At 74.5% G+C, this 23443-nt stretch carries 25 protein-coding genes and 1 riboswitch; of the genes, 17 read left to right on the forward strand and 8 right to left on the reverse strand.

The features are described from left to right. Window positions 1-141 precede the first annotated feature (141 nt). The 4 genes from QRN56_RS24670 to QRN56_RS24685 all read left to right on the forward strand — a co-directional run bounded on the left by QRN56_RS24670 (window position 142) and on the right by QRN56_RS24685 (window position 3562). Window positions 142-1401: an AGE family epimerase/isomerase gene (locus tag QRN56_RS24670; protein ID WP_285107769.1), complete on the forward strand. Its 1260-nt coding sequence runs from the start codon at window positions 142-144 to the stop codon at window positions 1399-1401. Between the two features lie 71 nt (window positions 1402-1472). After that, entirely contained in the window at window positions 1473-1931 is a 459-nt protein-coding gene (locus QRN56_RS24675; protein WP_285107772.1) for an RrF2 family transcriptional regulator, read from the forward strand. 204 nt (window positions 1932-2135) lie between these two features. After that, on the forward strand, window positions 2136-3050 hold the full coding sequence (locus QRN56_RS24680; RefSeq protein ID WP_285107774.1) for a sulfite exporter TauE/SafE family protein: 915 nt from the start codon (window positions 2136-2138) through the stop codon (window positions 3048-3050). Beyond that, window positions 3047-3562: a MogA/MoaB family molybdenum cofactor biosynthesis protein gene (locus tag QRN56_RS24685; protein ID WP_285107776.1), complete on the forward strand. Its 516-nt coding sequence runs from the start codon at window positions 3047-3049 to the stop codon at window positions 3560-3562. Before QRN56_RS24680 ends, QRN56_RS24685 begins: the two co-directional genes overlap by 4 nt. A gap of 49 nt (window positions 3563-3611) precedes the next feature. On the opposite strand, the gene QRN56_RS24690 is transcribed toward QRN56_RS24685, so the two are convergent. From QRN56_RS24690 to QRN56_RS24700, 3 genes are read right to left on the reverse strand one after another with little or no spacing between them, the layout of a single operon-like run. Continuing rightward, window positions 3612-3851, reverse strand: coding sequence for a MoaD/ThiS family protein (locus tag QRN56_RS24690; RefSeq protein ID WP_285107778.1), 240 nt, complete (start codon window positions 3849-3851; stop codon window positions 3612-3614). Further along, a complete protein-coding gene (moaC, locus tag QRN56_RS24695; protein WP_285107779.1) occupies window positions 3848-4318 on the reverse strand; it encodes a cyclic pyranopterin monophosphate synthase MoaC in 471 nt (156 codons plus the stop codon). The genes QRN56_RS24690 and moaC overlap by 4 nt, the downstream gene beginning before the upstream one ends. 20 nt (window positions 4319-4338) lie before the next feature. Continuing rightward, window positions 4339-4620 (reverse strand): DUF4235 domain-containing protein, encoded by a 282-nt coding sequence (locus QRN56_RS24700; protein ID WP_285107780.1) that lies wholly within the window; start codon window positions 4618-4620, stop codon window positions 4339-4341. A 37-nt stretch (window positions 4621-4657) separates the two neighbouring features. Continuing rightward, a riboswitch (TPP riboswitch) is annotated at window positions 4658-4763 on the forward strand. Here QRN56_RS24700 and QRN56_RS24705 point away from each other — a divergent pair. The 3 genes from QRN56_RS24705 (at window position 4759) to QRN56_RS24715 (ending at window position 8308) form a co-directional block, all read left to right on the forward strand. Beyond that, a complete protein-coding gene (locus QRN56_RS24705) occupies window positions 4759-5832 on the forward strand; it encodes a thiamine ABC transporter substrate-binding protein (RefSeq protein WP_285107781.1) in 1074 nt (357 codons plus the stop codon). It overlaps the preceding riboswitch by 5 nt. Before the next feature lie 56 nt (window positions 5833-5888). Next, a complete protein-coding gene (locus QRN56_RS24710; RefSeq protein ID WP_285107936.1) occupies window positions 5889-7580 on the forward strand; it encodes an ABC transporter permease in 1692 nt (563 codons plus the stop codon). Then, window positions 7580-8308, forward strand: coding sequence for an ABC transporter ATP-binding protein (locus tag QRN56_RS24715; protein ID WP_350224610.1), 729 nt, complete (start codon window positions 7580-7582; stop codon window positions 8306-8308). Before QRN56_RS24710 ends, QRN56_RS24715 begins: the two co-directional genes overlap by 1 nt. 10 nt (window positions 8309-8318) lie before the next feature. Here the strand turns inward: QRN56_RS24715 and QRN56_RS24720 are convergent, their stop codons facing one another. Continuing rightward, a complete protein-coding gene (locus QRN56_RS24720; protein WP_285107783.1) occupies window positions 8319-8966 on the reverse strand; it encodes a response regulator in 648 nt (215 codons plus the stop codon). After that, on the reverse strand, window positions 8966-10132 hold the full coding sequence (locus QRN56_RS24725; RefSeq protein ID WP_285107785.1) for a sensor histidine kinase: 1167 nt from the start codon (window positions 10130-10132) through the stop codon (window positions 8966-8968). The genes QRN56_RS24720 and QRN56_RS24725 overlap by 1 nt, the downstream gene beginning before the upstream one ends. A gap of 165 nt (window positions 10133-10297) precedes the next feature. Between QRN56_RS24725 and QRN56_RS24730 the strand changes: the two genes are divergently transcribed. After that, window positions 10298-10687 carry a DUF6069 family protein gene (locus QRN56_RS24730; protein WP_285107786.1) on the forward strand — a complete coding sequence of 130 codons (390 nt, stop codon included), beginning with the start codon at window positions 10298-10300 and terminating at the stop codon, window positions 10685-10687. Here the strand turns inward: QRN56_RS24730 and QRN56_RS24735 are convergent. Further along, on the reverse strand, window positions 10684-11046 hold the full coding sequence (locus tag QRN56_RS24735; RefSeq protein WP_285107788.1) for a winged helix-turn-helix transcriptional regulator: 363 nt from the start codon (window positions 11044-11046) through the stop codon (window positions 10684-10686). The genes QRN56_RS24730 and QRN56_RS24735 overlap by 4 nt on opposite strands. 127 nt (window positions 11047-11173) lie before the next feature. Here QRN56_RS24735 and QRN56_RS24740 point away from each other — a divergent pair, with 127 nt between their 5' ends. After that, window positions 11174-11527, forward strand: a complete 354-nt coding sequence (locus tag QRN56_RS24740; protein WP_285107789.1) for a DoxX family protein — start codon at window positions 11174-11176, stop codon at window positions 11525-11527. A gap of 79 nt (window positions 11528-11606) precedes the next feature. After that, window positions 11607-12713, forward strand: coding sequence for a M20 family metallopeptidase (locus tag QRN56_RS24745; RefSeq protein WP_285107791.1), 1107 nt, complete (start codon window positions 11607-11609; stop codon window positions 12711-12713). Window positions 12714-12764: 51 nt separating this feature from the next. On the opposite strand, the gene QRN56_RS24750 is transcribed toward QRN56_RS24745, so the two are convergent. Next, a complete protein-coding gene (locus QRN56_RS24750; protein WP_285107793.1) occupies window positions 12765-13949 on the reverse strand; it encodes a PrsW family intramembrane metalloprotease in 1185 nt (394 codons plus the stop codon). A 75-nt stretch (window positions 13950-14024) separates the two neighbouring features. Between QRN56_RS24750 and QRN56_RS24755 the strand changes: the two genes are divergently transcribed. The 7 genes from QRN56_RS24755 (at window position 14025) to QRN56_RS24785 (ending at window position 22244) form a co-directional block, all read left to right on the forward strand. Beyond that, window positions 14025-14789 carry a copper homeostasis protein CutC gene (locus QRN56_RS24755; RefSeq protein ID WP_285107795.1) on the forward strand — a complete coding sequence of 255 codons (765 nt, stop codon included), beginning with the start codon at window positions 14025-14027 and terminating at the stop codon, window positions 14787-14789. Further along, complete coding sequence (gene pgi / locus QRN56_RS24760) at window positions 14786-16501, forward strand: glucose-6-phosphate isomerase (RefSeq protein ID WP_285107797.1); 1716 nt, start codon at window positions 14786-14788, stop codon at window positions 16499-16501. The genes QRN56_RS24755 and pgi overlap by 4 nt, the downstream gene beginning before the upstream one ends. 185 nt (window positions 16502-16686) lie before the next feature. Continuing rightward, complete coding sequence (locus QRN56_RS24765; protein ID WP_285107799.1) at window positions 16687-17940, forward strand: phosphotransferase; 1254 nt, start codon at window positions 16687-16689, stop codon at window positions 17938-17940. Next, on the forward strand, window positions 17937-19415 hold the full coding sequence (locus QRN56_RS24770) for a sensor histidine kinase (RefSeq protein ID WP_285107801.1): 1479 nt from the start codon (window positions 17937-17939) through the stop codon (window positions 19413-19415). Before QRN56_RS24765 ends, QRN56_RS24770 begins: the two co-directional genes overlap by 4 nt. Next, window positions 19412-20077 (forward strand): response regulator transcription factor, encoded by a 666-nt coding sequence (locus tag QRN56_RS24775; protein ID WP_285107802.1) that lies wholly within the window; start codon window positions 19412-19414, stop codon window positions 20075-20077. Before QRN56_RS24770 ends, QRN56_RS24775 begins: the two co-directional genes overlap by 4 nt. Before the next feature lie 138 nt (window positions 20078-20215). Beyond that, the gene (locus tag QRN56_RS24780; RefSeq protein ID WP_285107803.1) at window positions 20216-20644 is read left to right on the forward strand and encodes a hypothetical protein; all 429 of its coding nucleotides are present in this window, start codon (window positions 20216-20218) and stop codon (window positions 20642-20644) included. Window positions 20645-20750: 106 nt separating this feature from the next. Continuing rightward, window positions 20751-22244: a M81 family metallopeptidase gene (locus tag QRN56_RS24785; protein ID WP_285107804.1), complete on the forward strand. Its 1494-nt coding sequence runs from the start codon at window positions 20751-20753 to the stop codon at window positions 22242-22244. 38 nt (window positions 22245-22282) lie between these two features. Here the strand turns inward: QRN56_RS24785 and QRN56_RS24790 are convergent, their stop codons facing one another. Then, complete coding sequence (locus QRN56_RS24790) at window positions 22283-23407, reverse strand: GNAT family N-acetyltransferase (protein WP_285107805.1); 1125 nt, start codon at window positions 23405-23407, stop codon at window positions 22283-22285. Window positions 23408-23443: the final 36 nt, after the last annotated feature.

The following is a 23443-nucleotide window of genomic DNA, read 5'->3' on the forward strand; positions in this document are numbered from 1 at the left end:
GACAGGGGGTGGGAGCAGTCGCAACAGCGACCGACTCCCACCCCCTCTCGGCATTCCCGGACGACACACGACCACCGCAGCCGGCCGTCCGGCACTCAGGCAGGTTGCGGGCCGCACAGCGGCCGCGGCTATCGTGGCGGTGTGAACGCAGACACCACCCGCACTGCCGCGGGCTCCACCAGCACCCAGCCCGCAAGCAGCGCCGACGCGGCGTGGCGCCGCGACCATTTCGTCTCGCTGCTGCGTTTCGCCGAGGCCTCGATCCGCGCGGACGGCGCCGCGTGCTGGCTCGACGACGAGGGTCGCCCGGACGGCTCCCACCCTGTCGAGACGTGGATCACGGCACGTATGGCGCACACCTTCGCCGTCGGGCACCTGCTGGGCGTGACCGGAGCGGAGGAGTACGCGACGCGCGCCCTCACCGGGCTGCGCGAGGTGCTGGCCGACGCCGAGTTCGGCGGGTGGCTGGCCGCACGTGGTGAGGGTGACGAGCTCGTCGGTACCAAGGAGGCCTACGCGCACGCGTTCGTGGTGCTCGCGGCCTCGACCGGCAAGGTGGCCGGCATCGCCGGCGCGTCGGAGCTGCTCACCGAGGCCCTCGCGGTGCTCGACGCGCGGTTCTGGGAGCCCGAGCGGAACCTGCACCTGGACGAGCGGTCGCGCGACTGGCTGTCCGCGTCGGACTACCGGGGCGTGAACGCGAACATGCACTCCGTCGAGGCCCTGCTCGCGGCGCACGCCGCGACCGGGGACGGGCTGTGGCTGGAGCGGGCGTCGGCGATCGGTGACCAGGTCGTCGCCTGGGCCGAGGCCAACGACTGGCGGATCCCCGAGCACTTCGACGCGGACTGGAACCCGCTCCTCGAGTACAACGCGGACCGGCCCCGCGACCAGTTCAAGCCCTACGGCGCGACGCCGGGGCACGGGCTCGAGTGGGCCCGCCTGCTGCTGCAGATCGACGCCGAGGCGGGCACACCCGGCCGCCGGACCGCGGCCGCCGCCGCGCTCTTCGACCGTGCAGTGACGGACGGCTGGGACGGCGAGGGCGGAGGCGGGTTCGTCTACACGACGGACTGGGCCGGCACGCCCGTCGAGCCACGGCGCTTCCACTGGGTGGCGGCCGAGGGGACCGCCACGGCAAACGTGCTGGCGCGCGTCACCGGGGACGAGCGCTACGCCGAGCTCGAGCGCGAGTGGTGGGCCTGGATCCGAGAGCACCTCGTCGACGCCGAGCACGGGTCGTGGCACCACGAGCTCGACACCGAGAACCGCCCGTCCGGGCTCACCTGGGTGGGCAAGCCCGACGTCTACCACGCAGCCCAGGCGGTGATCCTGCCGGAGCTCCCGCTCACGGGGTCGTTCGCGGCGTCGGCCCAGAAGGCGGGCCGGATCCTGGCCTGACGACGGCGCACGGGCGGGGCGCGTCCAGGGCGTCGTGCGTGTCGGCGCGGCGGGCGGGAGACAATGGGGCCATGAGGATCTCCGCACGAGCCGACTACGCCGTCCGTGCCGCCGCCGAGCTGGCGGCGGCCGATCACGACGGGCCTGTCCGCGCCGAGGCCCTGGCCCGGGCGCAGGACATCCCGCACCGCTTCCTGGAGGGGATCCTGAGCGACCTGCGTCGCGACGGGCTCGTCACCAGCCACCGTGGCGCCGGCGGTGGGTACCGTCTCGCCCGGCCGGCCGACTCGATCACCATCGCCGACGTGGTGCGTGCCGTGGACGGGCCGCTGGTCTTCGTCCGCGGCAACCGGCCGTCCGACCTGGAGTTCCAGGGGGCGGCCGCGCCGCTCCTGCACGTGTGGGTGGCGCTGCGGGCCAACGTGCGCGCGGTGCTGGAGGCCGTGTCCCTCGCGGACCTCGTGAGCGGCGCGCTGCCGGACGAGGTCCGCGCGCTGACCGAGGGCGACTCGGCCTGGTCGAACTCCTGAACCTGACCGGACGTTGACGCTCGGCCGCACCCGGTCTGGCTGAACTCCGACGGACCGCGGGACTTTCACCCGACCTTCCCGTGCACGGTTATCCGATCTCTGAGATGCTTGTTGTTTCCGACCGGGTTAGGTGGTTACCTTGACGCGGGCCTGACTTTGCCATGGCCCTGTGTCGTATCCCCCCGGACCTGGAAGGTCACGACCATGAGAACCCTGATCCTGCTGGCGCTCGTCGGCCTCGGCGCGCAGCTGGTGGACGGCAGTCTGGGCATGGCCTACGGCGTCACCTCCACGACGCTTCTGCTGGCTATCGGCACCAACCCCGCCGCCGCGTCGGCGACCGTGCACCTCGCGGAGATCGGTACGACCCTTGCGTCCGGCGCCTCCCACTGGCGCTTCGGCAACGTGGACTGGAAGGTCGTCGCCAAGATCGGCATCCCCGGCGCGATCGGCGCGTTCGCCGGCGCCACGTTCCTCTCGTCGCTGTCGACGGAGGTCGCCGGACCGGTCATGTCGGTGATCCTGCTCCTGCTGGGCCTCTACGTGCTGCTGCGCTTCACGGTGCAGGGCCTCCCGACCCGCTCGGACAAGCCGCTGCGCAAGCGGTTCCTTGCTCCGCTCGGCCTGGTGGCCGGCTTCTTCGACGCCACCGGTGGCGGCGGCTGGGGCCCCGTCGGCACGCCCGCGATCCTCGCGAGCGGCCGCCTGGAGCCGCGCAAGGTGATCGGCTCGATCGACACCAGCGAGTTCCTGGTGGCGGTCGCCGCCAGCGTCGGCTTCTTCGTCGGCCTCAGCGGCGAGGGCATCGACTTCACCTGGGTGCTCGCCCTGCTCATCGGTGGCCTGATTGCGGCGCCGATCGCGGCCTGGCTGGTCCGCCTGGTGCCGCCGCGCATCCTGGGCTCGCTCGTGGGTGGCGTCATCGTGCTCACCAACTCGCGCACGCTGCTCAACAGCGACTGGATCGCCGCCTCCGACCCGGTCAAGATCCCGATCTACGTGGTGATCTGGCTGGGCTGGGCCGCCGCCGTCGTCTGGTCCGTGCGGGCGCACCGCAAGGCCCTGGCCGAGGAGGCCGCCGTGAGCGAGAAGCCGGAGGCCGATAGCGTGTCGGCATGACGTCCGACCAGGTAGCGGTGATCACCGTCTCCGACCGCTGTGCCCGCGGCGAGGCCGAGGACCGTTCCGGTCCCACGGCGGCGCGGATCCTGCGTGAGGCGGGGTTCACCGACCTGGTCACCCATCTGGTACCCGACGGCGTCGAGCCGGTCCGTGACGTGCTGCGGACCGTGCTCGACGCCGGCGCTCGTCTGGTGGTGACCACCGGGGGCACGGGGATCACGCCTCGCGACCTCACGCCCGAGGGCACGCGCGAGGTGCTGGACTACGAGGTACCGGGCGTCGCCGAGGCCGTGCGGCAGCGGGGCACCGGCGCGGGCATCCCCACCGCGGCGCTCTCGCGAGGGCTGGTGGGCGTGGCCCGGTCCGCGACCGGGGCGCGGGCGCTCGTGGTGAACCTGCCCGGGTCGTCCGGGGGCGTGCGGGACGGCCTCGACGTGGTGCTCGGCCTCTGGCCGCACGTCCGCTCCCAGCTCGACGGCGGCGACCACCCGGCTCCCGTGCCGGGGTAGCACCGCCGGAACTCGTGCCGTCAGGCGCCAGCGGCCCGCCGGCCGGGCGTCAGCCGCCCGCGAAGGGCGGGAGCACGTCGACCGTGACGCCGTCCGGGACGGTCGCCTCGTCCGCCGTGGCGCGGGCGCCCGCGACCAGCAGCGCACACTTCGGCAGCACGTCACCGAGGGCCGGGTGGGCGGCGGCGAGGGCACCGCGGAGGGCGGCGACCGACGTCGGGCCGTCGAGCTGTTCGGTGGTGCGCCCCGCGGCCTCCCGGGCGCCGGCGAAGTAGCGGACCGTGATCACTCGGCACGCACCCAGTCGCCCGACTTGCCGCCCGTCTTGCGCTCCAGCCGCACGTCCGCGAGCGAGACCGACTTGTCCAGGCCCTTCACCATGTCGATCACGGCCAGGCCGGCGACCGCGACGGCGGTGAGCGCCTCCATCTCGACGCCGGTGCGGTCGGCCGTGCGGACGGTCGCGGTGACGACGACGCCGTCGTCGGTCACCTCCAGGTCCACCGCCGCGCCGTGCACGCCGATCACGTGGGCCAGCGGCAGCAGGTCCGGCGTCTTCTTGGCCGCGGCGATGCCCGCGACGCGGGCCACGGCCAGCACGTCGCCCTTGGGCACGGCGCCTTCGCGCAGGGCCTGGACGACGGCGGGGGCGCAGCGGACGAGGCCCGAGGCCGTCGCCGAGCGGACGGTCGGCTGCTTGGCGGTGACGTCGACCATGCGGGCCTGGCCGCGGTCATCGAGGTGCGTGAAGCTCACGGCACCAGGGTGTCATGCCCTCACACGGCGCTGCGCCGTGCGGCGATCCGCACCGCGGCGCGGTGCGCGCCCTTCGCGGCGAGCCGCTTGGCGAACACCGCGGTCCCGGCGGCGACGGCCGCGAACACGGTCGCCTGCACCATGTCGAGCTCGGGGTCGTCCGGCTTGTTCGGCGCGTCGTTGCCCGTCACGCCCTTCCAGATCATGCTGACGGCCTTCTGCGCGACCCAGCCGGCCGCGAGCGTCAGGGCGAGAGTGCCGACCTTCTCGGCGAGTGTCTGTTCCGTCTCAATCTTGGCCACCTCCACACCGTAGCCCTCGCGGGCCGACTAGGCTGCATGGAAACGACAGGGGAGCGCCCCGATGGCGCTGAGAGTGCGGAGAGCCGCAGACCCTTGAACCTGATCCGGGTAACACCGGCGGAGGAAGTCGGAGGAACGATGTCGCGTCTTTCCGGTGCCCACGGGGGCACCATCCCTACCGTCGCGGTCGCGCTGTCGGCGGCACTGCTGCTCGCCGGCTGCTCCGGCGGCTCCGGCTCCGGCGACGACGCGTCCGGCGCGGGCGACCCGGGGACCGTGACGCTGGTGACCCACGACTCCTGGGCGCTCGACGAGAAGCTGATCGACCAGTTCGAGCAGGAGTCCGGCACGACGGTCGAGGTCAGCGCCGCGGGCGACGCCGGCACGCTGGTGAACCAGCTCGTGCTGACCAAGGACGCCCCGCTCGGGGACGCCGTGTTCGGCATCGACAACACGTTCGCCTCCCGCGCGCTGGAGGCGGGCGTGGTCGAGGAGTACACGCCCGCCGACCTCCCGGAGGGGGCCGAGCAGCTCGGCGGGGCGCTCACGCCCGTCGACCAGGGCGACGTCTGCGTGAACGCCGACGAGGCCTGGTTCGAGGAGTCGGGCCTCGACGTGCCGACGACGCTGGAGGACCTGGCCGACCCGCAGTACAAGGACCTGCTCGTGGTGACCAACCCGGCGACGTCGTCCCCGGGGCTCGCGTTCCTGCTGGCGACGATCGGGGCGTTCGGCGAGGACGGGTTCGAGGACTACTGGGCCTCGCTGGTGGACAACGGCGTCAAGGTCGCCGACTCGTGGGAGGACGCCTACTACGTCGACTTCTCCGGGGCGGGCGAGGGCGGCGAGCGGCCCCTCGCGCTGTCCTACGCGACGTCGCCGGCGTTCACGGTGAGCGAGGACGGCTCGGAGTCGACCACCAGTGCGCTGCTGGAGACGTGCTTCCGGCAGGTCGAGTACGCGGGCGTGCTCGCGGGGTCGGACAACCCGGAGGGCGCCCGGGCGCTGGTGGACTTCCTGCTCACGCACGACGTCCAGGCCGCCCTGCCGGAGTCGATGTACATGTACCCGGCCGACGCCGCCGTGGAGCTGCCCGCCGACTGGCAGAAGTTCGCGCCCCAGGCCGACGCCCCGTTCGAGGTGGACCCGGCCGACGTGAGCGAGCACCGCGACGAGTGGATCGAACGGTGGACCGAGACAGTCGTGGGCTGAGCCGGAGGCGCGGAGCCGCAGGCTCAGCCCACCACGGGTGGAGCCGGAGCCCGAGCCTGACCGGGAGCAGGGGGCACGGCCTCCGGCCCGCGCCCCTGCTCTGGGGGGCAGCGGTCGCCGTCCCCCTCGGCTTCCTCGCGGTCTTCTTCGCGTGGCCGGTGGCGGCGCTCGTGGTCCGCGGGTTCGTGCCCGACGGCGCGCTCGACCTCACCGGGTTCGTCGAGGTGCTCACCCGCCCGCGCACGTGGCGGCTCGTGGGGCTCACGCTCACCCAGGCCGTGCTCGGCACGGCGTTCTCGGTGCTGCTCGGCCTGCCGCTCGCCTACCTCCTGTACCGACGGTCGTTCGCCGGGCGCAGCCTGGCGCGCGGGCTGGTGACCGTGCCGTTCGTGCTGCCCGCCGTGGTGGTCGGCGTGGCGTTCCGCGCACTGTTCGCGCCGAGCGGCGCGCTCGGGTTCCTCGGGCTGGAGGAGTCGCTCGCCGGGATCGTCGTCGCGCTCGTCTTCTTCAACGTGTCCGTGGTGGTGCGCACCGTGGGCGGGCTCTGGGAGCGCCTCGATCCCCGGGCCGAGGAGGCAGCGGCCTCGCTCGGCGCCGGTCCGGCCCGCGTGTTCCGGACGGTCACGCTGCCGTCGCTCGCGCCCGCGATCACGTCGGCCGCGTCGGTCGTGTTCCTGTTCTGCGCCACGGCGTTCGGGGTGGTGCTGGTGCTCGGCGGCGTGCGGTACGGCACCATCGAGACCGAGATCTGGACCCGCACCACCCAGTTCCTCGACCTGCGGTCCGCCTCCGTGCTGTCGATCCTGCAGCTCGTCGTCATCACCGCGGCCCTGGCCGTGTCCGCGCGCGCCCGCCGGCGGCGCGAGGCCGCGCTGCACCTCGTCTCCGCGCGGCGCTCGGCACGTCCGCTGTCCTGGCGCTCGCCCGCCGACGTGGGCGCGGCCCTCGCGGGCACCGCGATCGTCGCCGGGCTCGTCGCGCTGCCGCTCGCCGGGCTGGTCGTCCGCTCGTTCCGGGAGCCGGACGGGTCCTGGGGCCCGGGCAACTACCTGGCGCTCGGCACCACCGGCGAGCGGAACGCGCTCGTCGTGACCGTGTGGGAGGCCACCGCGACCTCGCTGCGGATCGCGCTGACCGCCACCCTGATCGCCCTGGTCGTGGGCGGTCTCGTGGCGCTCGTCGTGTCCCGGCGGCCCCGATCCGTGGGCGCGCGCCGCGCCATCGGCACGCTCGACGGGCTGTTCATGCTGCCGCTGGGCGTGTCCGCGGTGACCGTCGGCTTCGGGTTCCTGATCACCATGGACCAGCCCGTGCTCGGCCTGGACCTGCGCACCTCCGGGCTGCTCGTACCCGTGGCCCAGGCCGTCGTCGCCGTACCGCTCGTCGTGCGCACCGTGCTGCCGGTGCTCCGGGCGATCGACCCCCGCCTGCGGGAGGTCGCCGCCGTGCTGGGCTCCGGCCCGGGGCGCGTGCTGCGTACCGTGGACCTGCCGATCGCCCTGCGGTCGGTCGGGCTGGCCACCGGGTTCGCGTTCGCGGTGTCGCTCGGCGAGTTCGGCGCCACGTCGTTCCTCGCGCGGCCCGACGGCGCCACCCTCCCGGTCGTGATCTACCGCCTCATCGGGCGGCCCGGGGCGGAGAACTACGGTATGGCGCTCGCGGCGTCCGTGGTGCTCGCCGCGCTGACCGCGACCGTGATGATGGTGGCGGAGCGACTGCGCGACGACCGCGCGGGAGGAGAGTTCTGATGGCGGGGCTGGAGATCCGGGACGTCTCGGTCCGGTACGAGACCGGCGCGGCCGGCGTGACGGCGGTGGACGGCGTCTCGCTGACCGTGGCGCCAGGCGAGGTGCTGGCGCTGCTCGGGCCGAGCGGGTGCGGCAAGTCCTCCCTGCTGCGCGCCGTGGCGGGGCTGGAACCGCTGGCGGGCGGGCAGGTGCTGTACGACGGCGCCGACGTCGGCCGGCTGCCGGTGCACCGGCGCCGGTTCGGGCTGATGTTCCAGGACGGCCAGCTCTTTCCGCACCGGGACGTGCGGCGCAACGTGGCCTACGGGCTGGAGACCCTGCCGCTCACCCGCCCGGAACGGGACGCGCGCGTCACGGAGCTGCTGGAGCTCGTGGGCCTCGCCGGGTACGAGCAGCGGGCGGTCCCCACGCTGTCCGGCGGGGAGCAGCAGCGGGTCGCCCTCGCGCGCGCCCTGGCGCCGCGGCCCCGGCTGCTGCTGCTCGACGAGCCGCTGTCCGCGCTCGACCGGCAGCTCCGCGAACGCCTGGCGGGCGAGGTGCGGGCGGCGCTCGTCGAGACCGGGACCACCGCCGTGTTCGTGACGCACGACCACGCCGAGGCCTCCGCGGTGGCCGACCGGGTCGGGGTCATGGACCGGGGGCGGCTGCTCCAGGTGGCCGCGCCGGAGGAGCTGCGCACCGCGCCGGCGTCGGACCGGGTGGCGGAGTTCCTGGGGCTGCGCGCCTGACCCGGCAGTCTCAGGCCGCGCCGGCCTGCTGGACGAGCAGCGCCACCTGGGTGCGGTTCTCCACGCCCAGCTTCACCAGCACGCTCGAGACGTGCGCCTTCACGGTCGGGACGCTGAGGTAGAGCCGTCGTCCGATCTCCGCATTGGACGAGCCCCGCCCGATCTCGACGGCGACGTCGCGCTCCCGGCTCGTGAGCCGGTCCAGGGCGCTCCGGGCGTCCCGCGCCTCGCCACCCCCGGCGGCGACGGTCTCCATCAGGCGGCGGGCGATGTCCGGCGCGAGCACGGGCTCGCCGTCGGCCGCCGCGCGCACCGCCGCGGCGATCCGCGCGGGCGGCATGTCCTTGAGCAGGTACCCCGCGGCCCCGGCGCGGAGCGCGCCCACCACCTCGGTGTCGGTGTCGAAGGTCGTGAGCACGACGACGGCCGGCGGCGAGGGCCGGGCCCGCACCCGGCGGGTGGCCTCGATCCCGTCGACGCCGGGCATGCGCAGGTCCATGAGCACGACGTCGGCCGGGTGGGCGTCGAGCACCTCCGCCACGTCCCCGCCGTCGGGGGCCTCGCCGACCACGCGGATGCCCTCGGCGCCGTCGAGCATGAGGCGCAGGCCCGCGCGGACCAGCGCGTCGTCGTCGACGATCACGAGGCGGGTCTCCATCAGGCCCACGGTATCCGGGCCTCCAGCGTGAAACCAGCAGGTGAGCGGCCTGCGTCGAGCGTGCCGTCGAGCAGCTCCACCCGTTCGCGCAGGCCGACCAGGCCGGTCCCGGGCGCGCCGTCGGGGGCGCGCTCCGGGCCGTCGTCCGCAACGACGACCCGGACCTCGTCCGCGCGCGTGGTCACCGTGACCCGGACGGCCGCGCCCGGCGCGTGCCGGCGGGCGTTGGTCAGGCCCTCCTGGACCACGCGGTAGGCGGCGACGGCGACCGCGGGCGAGGGCTCGGCGTCGCCGGGCGTGGTGGACGCCCGTTCGTCGGTCTGGTCGAGCGTCACGGCGGCGCCCACGGACCGGGCCGCGTCCACCAGCCCCGGGATGTCGAGGAGCGTGGGCGGCGGGGCCAGCCGGTCCGACCCGCCGCGCAGGAGCCGCACGAGCTGTCGCAGGTCCTCCAGGGCCTCCGCGGCCCCGGTGCGCACCCGCCCGGCCGCGGCGGCGAGCTGCTCCGGGGGCGCGTCCGGGCGGTACTCGACGGCGCCCGCGGTGGCGGCCAGCAGCGACAGCCGGTGCCCGAGGGCGTCGTGCATCTCGGCGGCGATCCGGTTGCGCTCCCCGGACCGGGCCGTCTCCAGCGCCTGCTCGCGGTCGGCCTCGGCGCGGCGGGCGCGGGCCCGCAGGTCGGCGAGGAGCTGGGCGCGCGCCTGCAGGTAGGCGCCCCAGCCGAGCAGCGCGGCGTGCACGGCGACGTCGCACAGGAGCCACCAGCCCAGGGGGAACGACGGCGGCCGCCACAGGCCCTGCACCGCATGCGCCGCCGTGCTCGCCGCGGCGACGAGGACCGCCGTGCGCAGCGGCGACCACCGGGCGATCAGCAGCACGCCCGACGTCGCCGCCGGCGTCGCGCCCGGCGAGAGCACCGACAGCGCCGCCAGCGTGAGCGCGACGGGGACCGACCGGCGGGCCCACATCAGCGGCAGCAGGGCCAGAGAGACAACCGCGACCGTCAGGTCCAGGAGCTCCAGGGGCAGCGCCTCGGGTCCGCCCGGACGGCGGGACAGCACCGTCGCGAGGGTCAGGGTCCCGAGCAGCAGCATGGCCCCGACCACGGAACGCCGTCGGGGGCGCACTGGGTCGTCGGGTAGGCAGTCCCGCGGTTCGCCTGTCATGGCGGTGACACTACGCACGGCGCGCGGCGCCGGACACCGACCAAGGTCGGGGGTGCCGCTACCGAAGGGTGACCCGGCTCGGTACCACGGACGGATGTCGCGACCGGCCCGGTCGAGAAGGCTGTGACCAGGCGCGACGGACGCGCCGAGGAGTGAGGAGACGTCATGGCCGAGAACCTGGTGACCCGCAGTCCCTGGCCCGCCTGGGTGGTGCCGTTCGCCGCCGCGGCGGCCGCCGTCGTGGTGTGGCTCATCGGTACGACGCTCGGCGTCGACCCCGAGGCACGGACCGGGGCGAGCGTCCAGCCCGTGACCGTCGTCGCGGCCCTGGCCGCCGCGCTGGTGGCCGGGTTCGCCGGCTGGGGCGCGCGGGCCGTCGTCGGACGCGTCGCGAAGGGCGGCGGCGAGGTGGCGTGGCTCGTGCTGTGCGGCGTGGCCCTGCTGGTGTCGCTCCTGGGCGCGGCCTCGGGCACGACGCCGGCGTCGGTGGCGCTCCTGGTGGCCGAGCACGTGGTGGTGGGCGCCGTCATCGCGCTGGGCCTGCGCAGGGCCTAGTGGTCGTCCTCCTGGTCGAGGACGGACGGGTGCCGGGCTCCCCACTCGGCGAGGGGCCGGAGCGCGGCGACGAGCTCGGCCCCCGCCGGGGTGGGCGTGTACAGGATCTGCACCGGCATGGTCGGCACCACCTCGCGCGTGATGAACCCCTGCCGTTCCAGCTCCCGCAGCCGCTGGGTCAGGACCCGGTCGGAGATGCCGCGCACGTAGCGGCGGTACTCGACGAAGCGTCGTGCGCCGGCGACCCCGGCGTAGAGGATCGCCCCCGACCAGCGTCGTCCCGCGCGTTCGAGGGTGCGCTGGAAGAGCCCGCACTCGTCCTCGGACACGTTCCGGTCGGTGGTCGTCCCAGAAGTCACTTACCAATGGTTAGTCGCTAACCCGGCCCTTGGCAAGGCCCGCCGGGTACCGGACGATGCGGGAGGCGTCCGGACGGATGCCCTGGTCGCGCCGGACACCACCCGGCCGTCGTCCCCCGGAGGACCCGTGTTCGTCGCTTCTGTCATCGTCTCGTCGCTCCTGATCCTGGCCACCGCGTTCAGCGGGTACGGCAAGCTGACGGGCAACCCGCAGGTCGTCGAGCCGCTCACCACCAAGCTCGGTGTGCCGCGGCGGCTCATCCCCGTGCTCGGCTCGCTGCTCGTCGCCGGAGCGCTCGGCACCCTCGCCGGGATCTGGTGGGCGCCGATCGGCATCGCGGCCACCGGATGCTTCGTCCTGTACTTCCTCGGCGCCGTCGTCACGCACGTCCGCGCCAAGGACTGGGCCGGCGTGGGCCCGACGGGTGCCCTGATGCTGCTCTCGGCGGCGGCCCTGGTGCTGCGGCTGCTCTCGCTCTGAGCCGGGCGCTCTGAGCCGGGCGCTCTGAGCCGCCGGGCGGCCGGGCGGCCGGATCAGGCCCGGCGGATACCGTGCCCTCATGCCCTTCCACGAGACTCCCGCCCGACCTGACACCGACGCACTGATCGAGGACCTCCGGACCCTGGTCGAGTGCGAGTCGCCGTCGGAGGACCCGGCCGCGCTGGCCCGGTCCGCCGACCTGGTGGCCCGGCTCGGCACGGCGCACCTCGGCGTCCCGCCCGAACGGCTCGGCATCCACCTGAGGTGGCGGCTCGGCGGCCCCACCCGGGTGCTGGTGCTCGCGCACCACGACACGGTGTGGCCGCTGGGCACGCTGCGCACGCACCCGTTCGGCATCGCGGACGGCGTGCTGCGCGGTCCCGGCTGCTTCGACATGAAGACCGGCCTGGCCATGGCGCTGCACGTGCTGGGGTCCCTGGAGGACCGCTCCGGCGTCACGCTGCTGGTGACGGGTGACGAGGAGCTCGGCTCGCCGTCGTCCCAGGCCCTGATCGAGGACGAGGCGCGCGGGGCGGCGGCCGCGCTCGTGCTGGAGGCCTCCGCCGACGGCGGCGCGCTCAAGCTGGAGCGCAAGGGCACCTCGATCTACCGCGTGGTGGTCAAGGGCCGGGCCGCGCACGCGGGCCTGGAGCCCGAGAAGGGCGTGAACGCCTCGGTCGAGCTGGCGCACCAGGTGCTCGCGATCGCGGCCCTGGGCGACCCGGCGCTCGGCACGACGGTGGTGCCGACGGTTGCCGCCGGGGGTACCACGCGCAACACGGTCCCGGCCGAGGCATCGGTCGCGGTGGACGTCCGCGCGCGGTCGGTCGCCGAGCAGGAGCGGGTCGACGCCGCCCTGCGGGCGCTGGAGCCCGTGCTGCCCGGCGCCGCGCTGGAGATCGAGGGCGGGATCAACCGGCCGCCGCTGGAGCGGGAGCTGTCCGCGGACCTGTTCGCCCGGGCCTCCCGCCTCGCGGAGGAGGCCGGGCTGCCCGCGCTCACCGGCGTGGCCGTGGGCGGGGCGTCCGACGGCAACTTCACCGCGGGCGTGGGCACGCCCACCCTCGACGGGCTCGGCGCCGTGGGCGGCGGAGCGCACGCCGACGACGAGCACGTGCTCGTGGACCGGATCGCCGACCGCACGGCGCTGCTGCGCGCACTGGTCGTGGACCTGGTCGGGGCCTGACCCCACGTGTCAGACGTACAGGTCACCAGAGGGACCTGTACGTCTGACACGTCACGGTTGGGCGGGCGGGCCGAAGCCCGTCGCGCCCCAGGGTGACGCCGGCGGGCGCGGCAGCCGGGCGACGAACGTGGCCCGCGCCTGCTGCATGACCCACACCAGGTACTGCCGCTGCTGCTCCAGGCCGTGCGGGTCCAGGTCGCGCTGGGCGCCCGCCCGCTGGTGCAGCAGCGCGAGCTCGGTGGCGGCCTGCTGGTAGTCGGTCATGGCGCGCTCCGCCCCGCGGCCGCCCGCCGCCCGGGCCCAGCGGCGGGCCGCCCGGCGGCCCGGCAGGCTGGACAGCATGCGCAGGTCGTCGTGGGTCACGATGCCCACCGGCCCGTACAGCGGCAGGTAGTGCTCGATGAGCTGGACGATCCGGCGCCGGTCGCGGGCCAGGATCACGACCAGCACGATCAGCACGACGAATCCGACCAGGTAGGCGAACCCGAGGCCGACCAGGCCGAACTTCGTGGAGCCGTTCCACAGGCTGTGGAGGGCGATCGCGCCGAGCAGACCCCACAGGGGCGCCGTGCGGCGCAGCCGGCCCGGTCCCGCCAGGGCCGCGACCGCGACGCCGATTCCCGTCATCGCCGTGCACAACGGGTGCAGCAGCGGCGAGACGACGGCCCGCAGCACGAACACGTAGCCGAGCTGGTCCGACTCGAGGGCGTCGATGAAGTACTGGACGTTCTCCGTCGCGGCGAAGCCGAGCCCCACCATCGCGGCATAGATGACGCCGTCGGTGGCACCGTTCAGCTCCTGCCGCCGCCACCACAGCATGCCGAACAGGACGGCGCCCTTGAGCAGCTCCTCGACCACCGGCGCGCCGAAGGTCGCGACGAGGTACCAGCCCTCCTCCTCGCCCGTGAGCTCGGTCTCGGTGAGCAGCGACAGCCCCAGCGTGTTCAGGATGCTCGCGAACAGCGCGGCAACGCCCGCGCCCCACAGGAACGCGAAGATCAGCGCGTTGGGCGGTTCCGGCTCCAGCCGGTCCAGCGCGAGCACCAGCGGCAGCCACACCGCGACCGGCAGCAGCGCCAGCAGCAGCCCCACGACGAACGACGCCCCGCCCGTGACGGCGTCGAACGCCAGGACGAGCAGCAGGCAGACCGAGGCGAAGACGATCCCGACGATCACTCCGACGGGGGCACGCCCGGGGGCGCGACCCTGGAGGATCGCACTGGGATCGATGGCCATGCCATGGGACCCTACCGACTCGGTCCCCGTCACGGCGGGCGAACGGCCGCCCCGCGCACGACTACGCTGACGCACGTGCCCCAACGTGTCGCGCTCGAGCTCGCTGTCCAGGACCCTGCCGGGGCGGTGATCGCCGCCGACGTCGGTGCCCGGCGCGTCGAGCTCTGCTCCGCGCTCGGCGCCACCGGGGGCATCACCCCCAGCGCCGCGCTGGTCGAGGCGGTGATCGACGCCGCGGCGGTGGTCCCGACGTCGGACAGCGCGCCGATCCTCGAGGTGCACGTGCTGGTCCGGCCCCGGCCCGGCGGGTTCGTCTATTCGCCCGCCGAGCACGACCTGATGCTCCGCGAGGTCGTCCTGTCGGTCGACGCCGGCGCGGACGGTGTGGTGGTGGGCGCGCTGACGCCGTCGGGCACGGTGGACGTGGCGCGCGTGCGCGACCTGGTCGCCGCCGCCGACGACGCCGAGGTGACGTTCCACCGGGCGATCGACGTGGTCGCGGACCCGCTCGCGGCGCTGGACACGCTCGCCGACCTGGGCGTCGCCCGCGTGCTCACCTCCGGCGGCGCGGCCCGCGCGGCCGACGGCCTGGACCGGCTGGCCGCCCTGGTCGAGCGCAGCGCCGAGCTCGGCATCGAGATCATGGCCGGGGGCGGCGTCACGGCGGCGGACGTCCCGGCCCTGCTCGCCGTGGGAGTGGACGCCGTCCACCTGTCCGCGAAGCGCACCGTGACCGACGCCGGCGGCCCCGGCGGCGGGGGTGACGCCGGCTACGAGGTGACGGATCAGACACTCGCCGAGGCTGCGGCCAGGGCTCTCCGCACTACGGTTGAGTCATGACCTCAGAGCCGGCCCGTGTGCCTGTCGACGCCACCACCACCAACGCCTGGGGCTCGCTCACCGAGCTCTCCAAGAACCTCCGGCCCGACCTGCGCGGCTGGTTCGCCGCGGACCCGGCTCGCGCCGCACGCCTGAGCCACCAGGCCGCCGACCTGCACGTCGACCTGTCGAAGAACCTGGTCACGGACGACGTGCTCGCCGCCCTCCTCGCCCTGGCCGAGGAGGTTGGCCTCGCGGAGCACCGGGACGCCATGTTCGCGGGGCAGCACATCAACGTCACCGAGGACCGCGCCGTGCTGCACACCGCGCTGCGCCGCCCGTCGGACGAGGACCTGACCGTCGACGGCCAGGACATCACCGCGGACGTGGCCGACGAGCTCGCGAAGGTCTACGCGTTCGCCGAGAAGGTGCGCTCCGGGGAGTGGACCGGCGTCACCGGCGAGGCCGTGCGCACCATCGTGAACATCGGCATCGGCGGCTCCGACCTCGGCCCCGTCATGGCGTACGAGGCCCTGGAGCCCTACGTCCAGGACGGCCTGGAGGTGCGGTTCGTCTCGAACATCGACCCCACCGACGTCGCGCAGAAGACCGCCGACCTGGACCCGACGACGACGCTGTTCATCGTCGCCTCCAAGACCTTCGGCACGCTGGAGACCCTCACCAACGCGCGGCTCGCGCGAGACTGGCTGTGGCGCTCGCTGGTCGCCGCGGGGGCCATCGAGGACTCCGAGGACGGGCGCGCCGACGCCGTCGCGAAGCACTTCGTCGCGGTGTCCACCGCCCTGGACAAGGTCGAGGCGTTCGGCATCGACCCCGCCAACGCGTTCGGGTTCTGGGACTGGGTGGGCGGCCGCTACTCCGTGGACTCGGCCATCGGCACCTCGCTCGCCGTGGCGATCGGGCCCGACGCGTTCGCCGACTTCCTCGGCGGCTTCCACGCGATCGACGAGCACTTCCGCACCACGCCGTTCGAGCGCAACGTGCCCGCGCTGATGGGCCTGCTGAACGTCTGGTACGTGAACTTCCGCGACGCGCACACGCACGCCGTGCTGCCGTACGCGCAGCAGCTCCACCGCTTCCCGGCGTACCTGCAGCAGCTCACCATGGAGTCCAACGGCAAGTCCGTGCGCTGGGACGGCACGCCCGTCACCTCCGAGACCGGCGAGGTGTTCTGGGGCGAGCCGGGCACGAACGGCCAGCACGCGTTCTACCAGCTCATCCACCAGGGCACGCGGCTCATCCCGGCCGACTTCATCGCCGTGGCCAACCCCGCCTACCCGCTGGCCGACGCCGTGGGCGACGGCGGCGCGGTCGCCGCCGGGGCCGACGTGCACGGCCTGTTCCTCGCGAACTTCTTCGCGCAGACCAAGGCGCTCGCGTTCGGCAAGACGGCGGACGAGGTGCGGGCCGAGGGCGTCGCGGAGGACCTGGTCTCGGCGAAGGTGTTCAGCGGCAACCGGCCCACGACGTCGATCCTGGCGCCCGCGCTGACCCCGTCGGTGCTGGGGCAGCTCGTCGCGCTCTACGAGCACATCACGTTCGTGCAGGGCGTCGTGTGGGGCATCGACTCGTTCGACCAGTGGGGTGTCGAGCTCGGCAAGAAGCTCGCGCTGGAGATCGCTCCGGCGGTCGCGGGCGACGAGGCCGCCCTGGCGGCGCAGGACCCGTCGACCGCGGCCCTGATCGCGAAGTACCGGGAGCTGCGCGCCTGACGACGTCGGCCTGACGCCCGGGGAGACGAGTACGCCTGGGGAGGGTTGACGGAGAGGTAGCAGTGCTAGCTCTCCGTCAACCCTCCCCAGGCGCATGTCTTTCCCCGGGAGAGTATCGCCGCAGGTTAGAGGATTCTCATGCGAAACCGAGCGCTTCTGCCTGCGCCGGCTGCGAGGATGACGTGGTGACCACCCACCTCGACCTGCTGACCGGCGAGTCCGCCGCGGGGCTTCTCGACGCCGCCGTGGCGACGGCCGGCGGGGAGCTCGTCGACTGGCGGGTGCGTCAGGTGGACCACCGGCCCGGCTCGACGACGACGGTGGCGTACCGCGCGACGGTGCGCTGGAACGGGGTGGAGCGCTCGGAGACGCTCGGCGCGAGCGTGGGCCGGGCCCGCGACGGGCGCAAGCCGGGCGTGGTCACGCTGTCCGACGGCGACGCGACCGTCGCCGTCTGGCGGTTCCCCGGCGACCCGGCGCTGCCCGCCCTGCCGCGCGCGTTCGACCCCGCCGCCGTCGAGGAGCTCCTGGCGGGGCTCGGCGTGGGCCCGCGGGAGCGCGCGCACCCCGAGCTCAAGGTGCGCGCCTACCGGCCCACCCGGCGGGCGGTGCTGGAGGCCACGGCGGCATCGTCCCGGGTGTTCCTCAAGGTGCTGCGGCCGCGCAAGGTCGCGGACCTGCACCAGCGGCACGCGCTGCTGTCGCGGGCCGGGCTGCCGGTCCCGCGCCCGCTCGGCTGGTCCGACGACGGCCTGCTGGTGCTGTCCCCGCTGCACGGCACCGAGATGCGCACCGCCGTCCGCGACGGGGGCCGCATCCCGTCGCCGTCCGCGATCCTGGACCTGCTCGACCGGCTGCCCGCCGAGGTGCGCGACCTGCCGCGGCGTCCGGCCTGGAGCGAGTCGGCGCAGCACTACGCGGGCGTGATCGGGGCGGCGCTGCCCGCCGAGGCCGGCCGCGCGAACGACCTGGCCGGCGCGGTCGCCGAGCGCCTCGCGGAGCGCGGCGCCGGGACCGACCCGACCCACGGCGACCTGTACGAGGCACAGATCATGCTCACCGACGGGCGGGTCACCGGCCTGCTCGACGTCGACTCCGCGGGGCCCGGCCATCGCGCCGACGACCTGGCCTGCCTGGTGGCGCACATCGACGTGCTGTCGCTCGTGGGCGGGTCGGACCCCACGCACGTGGCCCGGGCGTCCCGGATGCGCCGGCTCGCGGCGGACTACGCGGCGGGGTTCGTGACCGCGCCCGGCACCCGGGGCGCGGACCGCAGCGACCTCGCCGCCCGCGTCGCGGGCGTGCTGCTCTCCCTGGCCACCGGCCCGCACCGGGTCCAGGAGCGGCACTGGCAGGCGGCGACGTCGCGCCGCCTGGACGTCGTGGCGGCCTGGCTCGACGGGTCGCGCCTCGCGACCGCCGGCGTGGGCGGCGCATGAGCCTGCGCCGTCCGTCCGTCCGGGCCAAGGTGGTGGCCGTGGTCGTGGCGGTGACCGCCATCGGCCTCCTCGGGGCCGGCCTGCTCACGCACGCGATCCAGTCCCAGCAGATCATGGACGACATCTCCGAGGACTTCGACCAGGAGATCGGCGAGCTGCAGCGCCTCGCGGCCGACGGCGTGGACCCGGAGACGGGCGAGGACTTCCACGGCGCGGGCCGGCTCATGAGCGTGGCCATGGAGCGGAACGTCCCGGGCTCGAACGAGATGTTCGTGAGCTATCTGGACGGCGCGCACCAGCAGTCCAACCCGCCCGCGGCGAGCCGCGTGGTCGTGGAGAGCGAGCTCGTCCAGGACGTCGTGGACGGCCTGACGCCGCAGTCGTCCACGACCGTCCAGCGTGAGATCGAGACCGAGATCGGCCGGGTGTGGTTCGTCGTCGTGCCGGTGACCGTGCCGGACCGGCAGGAGGTGGGCGCCTACGTCATGGCGTCCGCGCTGGACCAGTCGCTCGAGGCCGAGACCGCCGTGATGCGCACCTACGCGATCGTCTGCAGCGTGGCGCTGGTGCTCCTGGGCCTGTTCGCCTGGCTCGTGGTCAGCCGCCTGCTGCGCCCGCTGCGCCAGCTCAGCGCCACCGCGACCCGGGTGACCGAGACGGACCTGTCGCAGCGCGTGCCCGTCGCGACCGACGACGACCTCGGCGAGCTGGCGGGCGCCTTCAACACCATGCTCGACCGCCTGTCCACGGCCATCGAGACGCAGCGCCAGTTCCTGGACGACGCCGGGCACGAGCTCCGCACGCCGCTGACGGTGCTGCGCGGGCACCTGGAGGTGCTCGACCCGGACGACCCGGCGGACGTGCGCGAGACCCGGGACCTGCTGCTGGACGAGACCTCCCGGATGGGGCAGATCGTCGAGGAGCTGGTCCTGCTCGCCAAGGCGGAACGGTCGGACTTCGTGGCCCCGGCCCCGGTGGACCTGGGCCGGTTCACGGACGACGTGCACGACAAGGCGCGGGCGCTGGGCGACCGCCGCTGGGTGGTGGACGCGCGCGCCGACGTCGAGGTCTCCGCCGACGCGCACCGGCTCACCCAGGCCGTGCTCCAGCTCGCGGACAACGCGGTGAAGTTCACCGGTGCCGACGACGAGGTGGGGATCGGCACGCAGGTGTTCGACGGCCCGTCCGGCCGCGTCGTCCGGCTCTGGGTGCGGGACACCGGACCGGGCGTGCCGCCCGAGGAGGCGGACCGCATCTTCGACCGGTTCGCGCGGGGGAGCACGACGGGCGGCGTGCCGGGCTCCGGCCTGGGCCTCGCGATCGTGCGGGCCATCGCGCAGGGGCACGGCGGGGACGTGGTGGTGGAACGGTCCGACGGCGGCGGCGCGCGGTTCGTGATGACCTGGCCCGCGGCCGGGCCAGGGCAGGGCGCACAGCCGGCGGCCCGGGGCGCGACGGCGGAGGAGGCGGCGTGAACCAGATCCTGATCGCGGAGGACGAGGAGCGCATCGCGCAGTTCGTGCGGAAGGGCCTCAAGGCGCACGGGTTCCAGCCCACCGTGGTGTCCGACGGCGCCTCGGCGCTCGGCCACGCCATGTCGGGCGGCTACGACCTGATGGTGCTGGACATCGGCCTGCCCGTGCTGGACGGGTTCACGGTGCTGCAGCGCCTGCGCGACGTCGGCTCCACGCTGCCCGTGGTCATCCTCACCGCGCGCGACTCGTTGTCGGACCGGGTGGCGGGCCTGGAGGGCGGGGCGGACGACTACATGTCCAAGCCGTTCGGGTTCGACGAGCTGCTCGCCCGCATCCGGCTGCGGCTGCGCAGGGCGGCGTCGGAGGCCGCGCCGTCGGACCGGCTGGAGCACGGCGGCGTCGGGCTGGACCTGCGCACGCGCACCGCGACCGTGGCCGGCCGGGAGGTGGAGCTGTCCGCGCGGGAGTTCGCGCTCGCGGAGGTGTTCCTCCAGCACCCGGGGCAGGTCATGTCGCGCGAACAGCTGCTGTCGCGCGTGTGGGGGTACGACTTCGACCCCGGGTCCAACGTGGTGGACGTGTACGTGCGCTACCTGCGCAGAAAGCTGGGGGCGGACCGGATCGAGACCGTGCGGGGCGCGGGCTACCGGTTCCGGGGATGACGCCCCGCGGTACCGCGCCCGCCCGCACCACATGAGAGCTGTCTCATCCGGCTCTCCTCGTCGCCTCATCCTGGCGCAGCAGACTCGTCATCAGCAGGCACCCGACGGGGGTGCCGGGAGACCCGGGAGGTCGGTCGCATGAACCCCTCGACCATGAAGAAGCGCTGGGCCGTCGTCGGGACGGCCGCCGTGATCGGCATCGCGGGCGCGAGCACGGCCGCCGCGCTCAACGACCCCGCCCCGCGGGCCGAGTCGACCGCCGCCGTCGCGCTGTCCGGCGGAACGGCGCCCGCCGGCGGGACGACCGCCGCGCCCGCCGACGACTCGCCGGAGTCGGCGGACTCGCCCAACGAGTCGGCGCGGGACACCCCCGGGTCCGCGCAGTCGGCGGACTCGCCGGGCGACGCGAACTACGACCCGTCGCCGGAGTCGGCGGACTCCCCGAACGAGTCGGCGCACGACACGGCGGGCTCCGCGCAGTCGGCGGACTCGCCGGACGACGCGAACTACCAGTCCCCGGCCGACGACACCCCGAACGACGACACGGCGGACGACGCGGACGACTGATCCGCGTTCGCCACGTGTCAGAACCTCAGGTCACCCCGGTGACCTGAGGTTCTGACATGTCAGGACATGTACTGAAGTAGTAACCCGACCCGCCTACACTGCGCGCGTGACCCGTACCCACCGTCGACCGCGGATCGCGATCTGTGGCATGGCGATCGAGTCCAGCACGTTCTCCCCGCACCGCTCGGGCTGGGAGGCGTTCACCCTGCTGCGCGGCAACGAGCTCGTGCGGCGGTACCCGTTCCTGCGGGACGGCACCGCCCTGCGCCGGGAGGCCGAGTGGGTGGGCATCCTGCGGGCCGGGGCGCTGCCGGGCGGCGCGGTCCCGGCGGACGTCTACGAGACGGTCCGCACCGAGATCGGCCTGGCGCTGGAGGCGCAGGGCCCGTTCGACGGGGTGCTGCTGGAGATCCACGGGGCCATGTCCGTGCTCGGGTACACCGACGCGGAGGCGGACCTCGCCCGGGCGGTGCGCGCCGCCGTCGGCCCGGACTGCCTGGTCTCCGCGTCCATGGACCTGCACGGCAACGTGTCCCGGGACCTCGCTGCGACCGTCGACCTCATCGCCTGCCACCGCACGGCCCCGCACGAGGACGAGGACGAGGCGCGCGAGCGCGCGGCCACCGACCTGCTGCGGCGCGTCGACGGGGCGGGGCGGCCGCGCAAGGCCTGGGTGCAGGTGCCGGTGCTGCTGGCGGGCGAGCGGGCGAGCACCCGGCAGGAGCCGGCGAAGGGCATCTACGAGGACGTCGCGCGGGTCGGGGCGCTGGACGGCGTGCTGGACGCCTCCGTCTGGGTCGGCTACGCGTGGGCGGACGAGCCGCGCTGCCGGGCCGCCGTGGTGGTCATGGGCGACGACGACGCCGTCATCTCCCGGGAGGCCGAGCGCCTGGCCCGCCGGTACTGGGACGCCCGCGCGGAGTTCGGCTTCGTGGCGCCCGCCGGGTCCTACGAGGAGTGCCTGCGGGCCGTGCTGGCGAGCGACGCGCGGCCGTTCGTCCTGTCGGACACGGGCGACAACCCCATGGCCGGCGGCGCCGGCGACGTGACCTGGACCCTCGCGCGGCTCCTGGCGGAGCCCGCCTTCGCGGCCCCGCCCGCCGACGGCGGCCGCACCGCGATCTACGCCGCCCTGCCCGACGCCGACGCCGCCCGCACGGTGGCCGCCGCCGGGGTGGGCGCCACCGTCGAGGTGGAGGCCGGGGCCCGGGTCGACGCCGGCCCGCACGGACCGGTCACGCTGCGGGGCGTCGTCGAGCACGTGCGCGCGGACGACCCCCTCGCGGGGATCGTGTGCGTCGTGGCGGTGGGCGGCCTGCGGGTGGTCCTCACCGAGCGGCGCCGGGCGTACCACCTGGAGTCGGACTTCACGGCGATCGGCCTGGACCCCCGGGGCACCGACGTGGTGGTGGTGAAGATCGGCAACCTCGAGACCGAGCTCTACGAGATGGCCGAGGACTGGATGCTCGTGCTCACGCCCGGCGGCGTGGACCAGGACCTGCGCCGCCTGCGCCACACCGGCCTGGGCGGGCCGGTGTGGCCCTTCGACGACGACGCCGCGTTCGGCGACGGCCCGGACCTCACCCCCGAGCTGCTCTGACCCGCCCCGGCACGCTCCCCGGCGTCAGGCCGGCCGGGTCAGAGCGGGCCCTGGAAGTTGGCGCAGCCGCCCGCCGGGACGAACCCGAGCGCGATGTTGATCGCGAGCATGTGCGGGTTCTCCTCGTTGTTCCAGGTGTAGATCCGCTGCGCCTCCGGGCGCAGGCGTGCGTGCTCGCGCAGGTTCACGGCCTTGACGAGCATCCCGAGCCGGTGCCCCCGGTGCGTCCTGAGCACCACGGTCGCCTGCTGGTTGGTGTGCTCGGGCTGGAGGTCGTTCCACTGGAGCATGGTCATCGCGACCAGCTCGCCCGTGGCCACGTGCTCGGCCGCCGTCACCACGTACTGGTCGCCCTTGGCGGCGATCGCCGCCTCCTCGGTGCGGATCCGCTCCACGTCCCAGACGTCGGACTCGACGTCCAGGCCGCCGCGCGGTTCGTCGTCGGACAGCGCCTGCTCCAGGGCGGCATACTGCTCGATCCACTCCTCCGGCGTGGGCGCCGTCCAGGTGTGGACGCGGTACGCGTCGCCCGCCACGGCACGGGACTCGGCCTCGAAGCGGGACACCGCCTCCGGCAGCACCGGCAGGTCGATCCGGGAGCGGCGCTCGACGAGCTGGAGCGTCAGGCCCAGCTTCTGCGCGAGCAGGACGCCAGGCAGGTCCGCGGCGACCTCGCCGCTGCCCGACGCCGGGGTCAGCGTCTCGCCCGCCGGCTTCTCCGGGCCGAAGTCGACGTACGTCATGAACGACGTCCGGCCCTCCGCCCGGGCCGTGTCGCGCGACCACTGCGCGAGGGCCGAGGCGATGCCGCGCCGCCGGTGCTCCGGGTGCACCACGATGCCGCCGATCGCCAGCTCGGGGTTGGCGCGGACCTGCAGGAACACCGTCGCCTCGCCCACCACCTGCGGTCCGGCGGGCGTGTCCACCACCGCGATCTGCCGCAGCTTGCGCACGTAGCTCTGGTTGTTCATCCCGACCAGGATCCCGATCGGCGTCGGAGCGGCGTCCGCGTTGCCGAGGTCCACGACCGCGGCCGCGGCGTGCAGCTCCGCGATGCCGCGGTACGCCCAGGCGTCGGCCTCGTCGAGCGAGGTCGCGTGGGGCGGGGTCATGAGCCGCCACGCCGACGTCGCCGGGGCGGGTGCTGCAGGGGATGTGCTCATGGACCCAGGGTGCTCCCGGCGCTCCGGGGGCGCACG

Source organism: Promicromonospora sp. MEB111 (genome assembly GCF_030209445.1).
Taxonomy (GTDB): domain Bacteria; phylum Actinomycetota; class Actinomycetes; order Actinomycetales; family Cellulomonadaceae; genus Promicromonospora.

Coding starts and splice junctions, on each gene's coding strand:
- QRN56_RS24680 (WP_285107774.1), top strand. CDS start 2,136: ATGAGAACCCTGATCCTGCTGGCGCTCGTCGGCCTCGGCGCGCAGCTG.
- QRN56_RS24750 (WP_285107793.1), bottom strand. CDS start 13,949: ATGGCCATCGATCCCAGTGCGATCCTCCAGGGTCGCGCCCCCGGGCGT.
- QRN56_RS24730 (WP_285107786.1), top strand. CDS start 10,298: ATGGCCGAGAACCTGGTGACCCGCAGTCCCTGGCCCGCCTGGGTGGTG.
- QRN56_RS24780 (WP_285107803.1), top strand. CDS start 20,216: ATGAACCCCTCGACCATGAAGAAGCGCTGGGCCGTCGTCGGGACGGCC.
- QRN56_RS24790 (WP_285107805.1), bottom strand. CDS start 23,407: ATGAGCACATCCCCTGCAGCACCCGCCCCGGCGACGTCGGCGTGGCGG.
- pgi (WP_285107797.1), top strand. CDS start 14,786: ATGACCTCAGAGCCGGCCCGTGTGCCTGTCGACGCCACCACCACCAAC.
- QRN56_RS24685 (WP_285107776.1), top strand. CDS start 3,047: ATGACGTCCGACCAGGTAGCGGTGATCACCGTCTCCGACCGCTGTGCC.
- QRN56_RS24715 (WP_350224610.1), top strand. CDS start 7,580: ATGGCGGGGCTGGAGATCCGGGACGTCTCGGTCCGGTACGAGACCGGC.
- QRN56_RS24705 (WP_285107781.1), top strand. CDS start 4,759: ATGTCGCGTCTTTCCGGTGCCCACGGGGGCACCATCCCTACCGTCGCG.
- QRN56_RS24745 (WP_285107791.1), top strand. CDS start 11,607: ATGCCCTTCCACGAGACTCCCGCCCGACCTGACACCGACGCACTGATC.
- QRN56_RS24770 (WP_285107801.1), top strand. CDS start 17,937: ATGAGCCTGCGCCGTCCGTCCGTCCGGGCCAAGGTGGTGGCCGTGGTC.
- QRN56_RS24720 (WP_285107783.1), bottom strand. CDS start 8,966: ATGGAGACCCGCCTCGTGATCGTCGACGACGACGCGCTGGTCCGCGCG.
- QRN56_RS24675 (WP_285107772.1), top strand. CDS start 1,473: ATGAGGATCTCCGCACGAGCCGACTACGCCGTCCGTGCCGCCGCCGAG.
- QRN56_RS24725 (WP_285107785.1), bottom strand. CDS start 10,132: ATGACAGGCGAACCGCGGGACTGCCTACCCGACGACCCAGTGCGCCCC.